Source organism: Sphingomonas sp., assembly GCF_031372575.1.
In the GTDB taxonomy this organism is placed as follows: domain Bacteria; phylum Pseudomonadota; class Alphaproteobacteria; order Sphingomonadales; family Sphingomonadaceae; genus Sphingomicrobium.
Map to the genome: position 1 here is coordinate 19,936 of NZ_JANMLM010000088.1, position 7,212 is coordinate 27,147.

General features: G+C 64.7%; 8 protein-coding genes. 2 read left to right on the plus strand and 6 right to left on the minus strand.

The window, feature by feature from the left end; translation table 11 throughout:
• Positions 1–20: 20 nt before the first annotated feature.
• From RMN73_RS08860 to RMN73_RS08885, 6 genes are all read right to left on the minus strand, one after another.
• On the minus strand, positions 21–872 hold the full coding sequence (locus tag RMN73_RS08860; protein ID WP_309602957.1) for a protein-glutamate O-methyltransferase CheR: 852 nt from the start codon (positions 870–872) through the stop codon (positions 21–23).
• Entirely contained in the window at positions 863–1,966 is a 1,104-nt protein-coding gene (locus RMN73_RS08865; RefSeq protein ID WP_309602958.1) for a chemotaxis protein CheB, read from the minus strand. Before RMN73_RS08865 ends, RMN73_RS08860 begins: the two co-directional genes overlap by 10 nt.
• Positions 1,967–1,976: 10 nt before the next feature.
• Positions 1,977–2,342, minus strand: a complete 366-nt coding sequence (locus RMN73_RS08870; RefSeq protein WP_309602959.1) for a response regulator — start codon at positions 2,340–2,342, stop codon at positions 1,977–1,979.
• A gap of 68 nt (positions 2,343–2,410) precedes the next feature.
• Positions 2,411–2,854 (minus strand): chemotaxis protein CheW, encoded by a 444-nt coding sequence (locus tag RMN73_RS08875; protein ID WP_309602960.1) that lies wholly within the window; start codon positions 2,852–2,854, stop codon positions 2,411–2,413.
• Positions 2,851–5,190, minus strand: a complete 2,340-nt coding sequence (locus tag RMN73_RS08880) for a chemotaxis protein CheA (protein WP_309602961.1) — start codon at positions 5,188–5,190, stop codon at positions 2,851–2,853. The genes RMN73_RS08875 and RMN73_RS08880 overlap by 4 nt, the downstream gene beginning before the upstream one ends.
• 77 nt (positions 5,191–5,267) lie before the next feature.
• Positions 5,268–5,903 (minus strand): histidine phosphotransferase family protein, encoded by a 636-nt coding sequence (locus RMN73_RS08885; protein ID WP_309602962.1) that lies wholly within the window; start codon positions 5,901–5,903, stop codon positions 5,268–5,270.
• An 81-nt stretch (positions 5,904–5,984) separates the two neighbouring features.
• On the opposite strand from RMN73_RS08885, the gene RMN73_RS08890 reads away from it, so the two are divergent.
• Both RMN73_RS08890 and RMN73_RS08895 read left to right on the plus strand, forming a co-directional pair.
• Positions 5,985–6,941: an RluA family pseudouridine synthase gene (locus tag RMN73_RS08890; RefSeq protein ID WP_309602963.1), complete on the plus strand. Its 957-nt coding sequence runs from the start codon at positions 5,985–5,987 to the stop codon at positions 6,939–6,941.
• A 95-nt stretch (positions 6,942–7,036) separates the two neighbouring features.
• Positions 7,037–7,212, plus strand: a 176-nt coding sequence (locus RMN73_RS08895; protein ID WP_309602965.1) for a sigma-70 factor domain-containing protein, incomplete at its 3' end; no start/stop codon positions are given.

A 7,212-nucleotide genomic window follows, 5' to 3' on the forward strand; every position in this document is an offset into this window, starting at 1 on the left:
CCGCGCGCCGTCAAGCCTTTTCAGGCGGTGCGAGCACGTCGGTCGGCGTCGGCACCGTCGGCCAGCCGATATAGTCCGCGAGTCTCTCGATCCGCCGCAAAGCGCGTGGTCTGGCCAATCACCGTTTCGCCGGCGCCGAGCATAAGCGCGCCATCGGGGGCCAGCGCAGACGCCAGCCGCTCGAATGCCGCAGCTCGCTTTTCCGGGCTCAAATAGAGCAACACGTTGCGGCACAGGATGATGTCGAACTGGCCGGGATGCGGCGGTGGCTCGAGGATGTTGTGGACCTGGAAGCGGATCTGGCGACGAAGCGTTTCGGCGGCGCGCCAGCCCTCCTCGCTTTCGGTGAACCAGCGAATCATCTGCTGGATGCCGAGCCCGCGCTGGACTTCGAACTGAGTGTAGACCCCGGCGCGCGCCCGATCGACGACTTGCCCTGATACGTCGGAGCCGAGGATGTCGATCGTCCAGCCCTGCCATTTCAACGGATCGTCTGCGAACAGCATCGCCAGCGAATATGGCTCCTGTCCCGTCGAGCAACCCGCCGACCAGATTTTGAAGCTGCGTTTGGTGGAGCGTGCTTTGGCCAGCGCCGGGAGGAATTGCTGGGTCAGCAGATCGAACGGCTGGCGATCGCGGAAGAAATAGGTTTCGTTGTTTAACAGCGCCTCGACGACAAGGTTGGGCAGCGCCGGTTCGCGCCCCATGACCAAAATGGTGATCAGCTCATCGAGCGTCGCGATCCCGCGCTCGCGAAGCAAAGATGACAGCGCGGTCTCGATCCGCCAGCGGCGGCTCATCGTCAGTTGCTGCCCGGTACGCGCTTCCAACAGGCCGGCGAGAATCCGGCTGGAGCTATCACTCACCTGCATGCGGCATCACCAATCCGATGGGCGATGCGCGTTGCAATCCGCGCGGGGGGAAGGATCGCGCTCGCGAGGCCCGCCTCGGCGACGGCGCGCGGCATGCCCCACACGGCCGAGCTGGCTTCGTCCTGGACCAGCACAGACCCGCCTGAGCCGACCAGAGCCATCGCGCCTTCGAGGCCGTCGCGACCCATCCCGGAGAACACGACTCCGAGCGCTTCCGCGCCGAGCATCGCGCCGGCCGAGGTGAGCATTGGATCGACCGACGGCAGGAACCCGCTCGCCGAACGCCGCCGAATCAGCCGCGCAATCATCTTGCCGCCGCTGACATCAATCGTCAGGCTGGCGTCACCCGGGGCGATCACGATCCGATCGGGCAGCAAGCGCAGCCCATCCTCGGCGACCAAGGCCTCGCGGCCCGCCGCCGTGGCCAGTTGGCGCGCGAACACCGCCATGAACGGTTGTGGCAGGTGCTGGGTGACGAGGATCGGCGTGCCGACCTTCGCTGGAAGCGCCTGGAAGAATGCGGTCAGCGCATGAATCCCGCCGGTCGATGCGCCTAACGCGAGCAATTTGACCGGCCCGTCGTTCATCGTGCGAAGCAAACCGGCCGGGATCGAATCTTTGACTGGCGCGCGCGGCGGTACAGTCGGCGTGGCGCGACCGAGCGCGCGCAACTTAGCGAGCAAAACTTCGGAAAAGCGACCGTTGAAGCGGCCCGTGCCCGGCTTGGGCAGGGTGTCGGCAGCGCCCAGTGCCAGCGCGGCGACGGTCTCCTCCGCGCCTTCCTCGGCCAGCGAGGAGACGATCAGTACCTTGGCACCATGCGCCGCAGCAAGGATTCCGGGGATTGACTTGAGGCCGCCTGCGCCCGGCATTTCAAGGTCGAGCAGGACGATATCGACCCTGACCTGGCCAAGTGCGATTATCGCATCTTCCGCCGTCCCGGCAACCGCGACAATCTCGAACCCTTCATCCGCGGCGATCATCCGCGACAGGATGGCGCGCGCGACCATCGAATCGTCGACCACCATCAGCCGCAGGCGCAGTTCCTCATGGCCGCGAGCGGCTGGTCCAGATTTGGCTAACGCCTGGGTCACTGGGGGCGCCTCAGGCGACGCCGACGAGTTGCAACTTGATGTGGAGCGTTTCGCGGTCGAACGGCTTCATCACATACTCATCGGCACCGGCCTCAAGCGCGGCGCGGATGTGCGCCATGTCATTCTCGGTGGTGCAGAACACTACCTTGGGCTGGTCTTCGTGACCGCGCTGACGAAGCAATTTCAGGAATTCCATGCCGCTCATCACTGGCATGTTCCAGTCGAGCAGGACGACGTCGGGCATCGACGCCTCGCAGCGGGTCAGCGCCTCGCGGCCGTCACCGGCCTCGTCGACCTGAAAATCAAGGGTTTCGAGGATATGGCGAGCGACCTTGCGGATCACCTTGCTGTCGTCGACGATTAGGCAGGTCTTCATGCGGATATCCTGTTCAATTCCAGGCCGGTGTAAACGGCAAGGGTAACCAGAGGCTTAAGCCCGACCATTCAGGCAGCACGGGCTTCGGGCGGGGTTCCGGCGATCAAGGCAGCGACGTCGATTAGCAGCAGCGGCCCTTCCTCGGTTTCGACCATGCCCAGCGCGACCCGTTCCCACCCCTCGCCCATCGCGGCGCGGACCGGCGACGGATCGGACATCGCCTCGACCACATCTTCGACCGTATCGACGATCAGGGCGTAATGGTGGCCGTCATATTCGACCACCGCCGCCTCGCGGATCCCGTCCGAGCAATCGCTGTCGCCAAGATCGAGCGAACGCACCGTGTCGATTACCGTCAGCACCCGGCTGCGCAGCGCCGACAGCCCTGCGATATGTGGCGCGGCGCGGGGCACCGGGATCAACGTATCGAGTTCGACCACCGATTCGATTGCGGCCGACGGAAACGCCACGCGGCTTCCGGCGATCGACACGATCAACAGTAACTGGCTCATCGTCCCTTGCCTCCGGCGCTTGCCGATTTGAGCGCCGATAACAGCCCGACGCGGTCGTAGCGGTAGATGCTGCCATCGTCGGTGGCACTGTCCTTGTCGGCGCGGAGAACGAGGGTGCGCTTGGCATGGACCTTGTCGACCGCGCTCTGTTCGGTGGCGATCACCAGATCGGGAATCAATTCGTCATGCTCGTCGATTACCAGGTAGCCCGCCGCTTCGACGATCGGGCGGAGCATGTTCTGCAGCCACGGATCGTGTGACGGGATACGGCAGACCGACTGGTGCGCGGGGACCATCCCGGCGCCGAGATGATGCGCGAACAGCCAGTGCGCGTCGACCAATTCGGCGGGTTCACCACCGATCAGGCTGACCCCGCTGACCGCGCCGTGATGTTCGGCGGCGATAATTTCATGGTCGATCGTCATCAGGTCGATTACGTCGCGGAACACATAGCCGATCTCGTGCTGGCCATCGCTCAGCCGGAACACGCGCACCTTGTCGTCATCGGGGCCGAGCGCGTCGGCGCCGGCGAGCGGCAGGATGAGATTGCCAAGCTGGATCCTGAGCTGCCCGGCCGCTTCCCGGATTGAAGCGCGGGGGACTTCCTCGATCCGATCGACGAGCGCGAGGCGGATAGCGCGGCGGTTGCCGTCGAGGCCATTGAACAGCAGCACATTGTCGTCGCGAATCGTCTTGGTGGCGGTCGCTTCGGCGATCCGCGAGACGCGTTCCTGGACCTCGAGCTTGACCCCGCCGACTTCGGCCAGGCCCGCCGGATCGAACAGCAGGATCGGGCTTCCGTCATCGGCCAGGGTCGTCCCGGCATAGAGTCCGGTTGCCATCACCGCCGGAGCGGCGGGCTTGACCACCAGTTCCTCATGATCGTGGATCCGGTCGACCGCGAGCGCATAGAGATCGCCGCCAGCCGGGCGCAGCACGACCAACGTTCGCTCCTCGTCGGGAATGTCGCTGGCCAAGCCGAGTACATCAGCGAGGCTGATTTCGGGCATGCGGCGGCCGCGAATGGTGGCGACACCGGCGCCGCCGATGCTGTCGAGCGTGACCGAACTGCCATTGGCGCGGACGATTTCTTCGATCGCGGCGCGCGGAATGGCGAAATGCTGGTTGCCGATCGACACCGTCAGCGCCGGAATGATGGTCAGCGTCAGCGGCACGCGCAGCGTCATCCGCGTGCCGTGGCCCGGATTGCTGTCGACTTCGACGATCCCGCCGATCCGCTCGACGTTGGAGCGGACCACGTCCATGCCGACGCCGCGGCCGGAGATTGAGGTGACTTCCTCAGCGGTCGACAGCCCGGCCTCGAAGATCAACGCGAGCCGTTCTCGCGGGGTCATCTTGGCGGCTTCGACTGCCTCCAGCGTGCCAGCAGACAGCGCTTTCTCGACCAGTTTCTTGCCGTCGATGCCTTTGCCGTCATCGGTGATGTCGATCAAAATCTGGTTGCCTGACTGCCGAGCCGAAACGGTCAGCAGGCCGATCTCGCGCTTGCCCGACTTCAATCGGTCAGCAGGGCTTTCGATGCCATGATCGACCGCGTTGCGGATGATGTGGGTCAAGGGATCGCGGATCATCTCGATCATCTCGCGGTCAAGCTCGACATCGCCGCCGTCGATATCGACCATGATCTGCTTGCCCAGTTCACCCGACAAATCGCGCACCAGGCGCGGCAGGGCGACGAACAAATTCTCGATCCGCTGCATCCGGGTGCGGGTGATCGCATCGCGCATTTCGGCGATGATCCCGCTCAGGCGCTCGAACGCGCCATCGACGGTGACATCATTCTCGGTCTCGCGCAGGCGCCGCGCAAGTTCGTTGCGGGCCAGCACCATGTCCGACACGCCGCTCATCACCCGGTCGAGCAATTCGACCGACAGGCGGATGGTGCGCGGTGCAGCCGAAGCCTTGCCATCGGCCAACGCGACAGCGGTAGGTACGGAAATCCCTTCGGCGCCGGGTTCGAGCGCGAGGATCAGGCTGCTGTCGTCGCCAGCGGGAAAATCCTCGCCAGCATCAATCGCGGCGACCATTTCGCCGATCCGGTCGATCACCGCCAGCACCGCGCTGACCAACTGGCCATCGGGGGTGCGGCGACCGGCGCGGCAATCGGCCAATGCGTCTTCGGCGGCGTGGCTCAATGCTTCGAGGCGCGGAAATTCGAAGAAGCCGCAATTGCCCTTCACAGTGTGGACGAAGCGGAAAATGCTGTCGAGCCGGGCGCGGTCGTCGGGCTGCGCTTCCCAGGCAACGATCTCGCCGCCCAGCGCTTCGAGCATTTCACGGCATTCCGCCACGAAATCGGCAATCAGATCGTCCATCTTGCTGTTCACCCTGCGCTACACTCAAGCGACCTATGGGCGAAAAGGGTTAATGCGGCGTTATTCCGCGCCGTTGATCAGGCGGTGAGCGTCGCGCCGATCATCAGCACGTCGGCCGAGGGATCGGACAGGCGGATTTCGCCCCCCGCCTCGCTCGCCAGCGCATGCGCCAGCCACGCCCCAGCAGCGCGCGGCTCGACGCTCCCGCCCGAGCTGCCCTTGGCCAGTGTCTCGCGCAGATTGGGGTCGAGCAGGATGCGCGGCCCCTCCCCGCGGATCACGATCTCGATCTTGCCGCCGGCTTCTTCGGCCCCGACATCGAGCCGCCCGCCGCGCACCAAAGCATCGCCGGCGATCAATGCAAGGTTGAGCAACAGCTTGACCGCGCCCTTCGGCAGCGCATCAGCATTGACGATCCACCCCAACTCTAGCTGCTTCTCGCTCCCGAACAGCCCGGCCAGCGCGGCATGCGCTTCGCGCGTGTCGATCGTCGCTCCAAACCCACCCGCCGCGCCAAACGCGAGGCGGAAAAATTTCAACTTGTTGGCGCTCGCACGGGCACTGTCGTTCAGCAATTCAAGGCACCGCTCGCGCATCGCCGGGTCCTGCTCGTCGGCTATCAGCTCAAGCCCATTATTGAGCGCCCCGACCGGTGACAGCAGATCGTGGCACAGACGCGAACAGAGCAAACTTGCAAGATCGATGGCGTTCATCGGCGGCGTGATGCGTCACCCGCTACGAAATCGCAAGACGCCACCATTGAAGCCCCTGAACTTGCTCCCCATATTCTGATCATGGCCGGGGGGCATCAGATCATTTCCATCGCTCTCGACGAGCGCCATGCGGGCTGGCGCCTCGATCGCGCGCTGGCCGATGCCCATCCGACCTTGTCGCGCGAGCGATTGAAGGTGCTGGTCAAGAGTGGCGCGCTGTCGGTTGGCGACAGGCTCTACCGCGATCCGGCAGTCAAGATGCAGGGCGACGAGGCGTTCGCGCTCGCCATCCCCGACCCCACGCCGGCGCATAATGAAGCGCAGGAGATCCCGCTCGTCATCGCCTATGAGGACGAGCATCTGCTAGTGGTCGACAAGCCCGCCGGCCTCGTCGTCCACCCCGCCGCGGGCAATCGCGACGGCACCCTGGTCAACGCCTTGCTCCACCATTGCGGACCATCGCTGAGCGGGATTGGCGGCGTCGCGCGGCCCGGAATCGTTCACCGCATCGACAAGGATACCTCGGGACTGCTGCTGGTCGCCAAGACCGACCGCGCGCACGAAGGCCTGTCGAAGCAATTCGCCGACCATAGTATCGAGCGGCGCTACCTCGCCATCGTCACCGGCGTCCCGACGATGCTCAACGGCCGGGTCGAGGCGTATCTCGCGCGCTCGCCGACCGACCGCAAGAAGGTCGCGGTAGTCAAGGACGGCAGCGGCAAGCGCGCTGTAACCCATTGGAGTGTTCGAACGAAGTTACGGGATGCGGCGCTGGTCGAGTGCCGCCTCGAAACCGGGAGGACTCATCAGGTGCGCGTCCACATGGCCTCGATCGGCCATCCTTTGCTCGGTGACCCGGTCTATGGCCGCGCGCCCAAACAGCGCCAGCGCGAGTTATTGCTGCGGCTCGGCTTCAAGCGCCAGGCGCTCCACGCGGCGGCGCTCGGCTTCATTCATCCGATCACAAAGGTACGTTTGTCGTTTGAAAGCGACCTTCCGTCGGACATGCAGGAACTGTTCAGCGCACTTGGTGTATAAGCTAATAGTGGTTAGGGGCGTTCGCGACGGCGGCCCGACCCAGGGAGATTGTGACTGATATGGCACGCACAGCGACGACTCAGGGCAAGAGATCGATGTCGATTCCCGCTTCCGGCGGTGAAGCGGGCCTCAATCGCTATCTGACCGAGATCAAGAAATTCCCGATCCTCGCCCCCGAGGAGGAGTTCATGCTGGCCAAGGCATGGCGCGAGCAGGGCGACACCGACGCCGCCGCGCGGCTGGTCAACTCGCATCTGCGCCTCGTCGCCAA

What these genes read in the sequence shown, in the direction of transcription:
- RMN73_RS08880 (WP_309602961.1), bottom strand. Translation starts at nt 5,190, where the DNA reads ATGGACGATCTGATTGCCGATTTCGTGGCGGAATGCCGTGAAATGCTC.
- RMN73_RS08875 (WP_309602960.1), bottom strand. Translation starts at nt 2,854, where the DNA reads ATGAGCCAGTTACTGTTGATCGTGTCGATCGCCGGAAGCCGCGTGGCG.
- RMN73_RS08870 (WP_309602959.1), bottom strand. Translation starts at nt 2,342, where the DNA reads ATGAAGACCTGCCTAATCGTCGACGACAGCAAGGTGATCCGCAAGGTC.
- RMN73_RS08885 (WP_309602962.1), bottom strand. Translation starts at nt 5,903, where the DNA reads ATGAACGCCATCGATCTTGCAAGTTTGCTCTGTTCGCGTCTGTGCCAC.
- RMN73_RS08890 (WP_309602963.1), top strand. Translation starts at nt 5,985, where the DNA reads ATGGCCGGGGGGCATCAGATCATTTCCATCGCTCTCGACGAGCGCCAT.
- RMN73_RS08860 (WP_309602957.1), bottom strand. Translation starts at nt 872, where the DNA reads ATGCAGGTGAGTGATAGCTCCAGCCGGATTCTCGCCGGCCTGTTGGAA.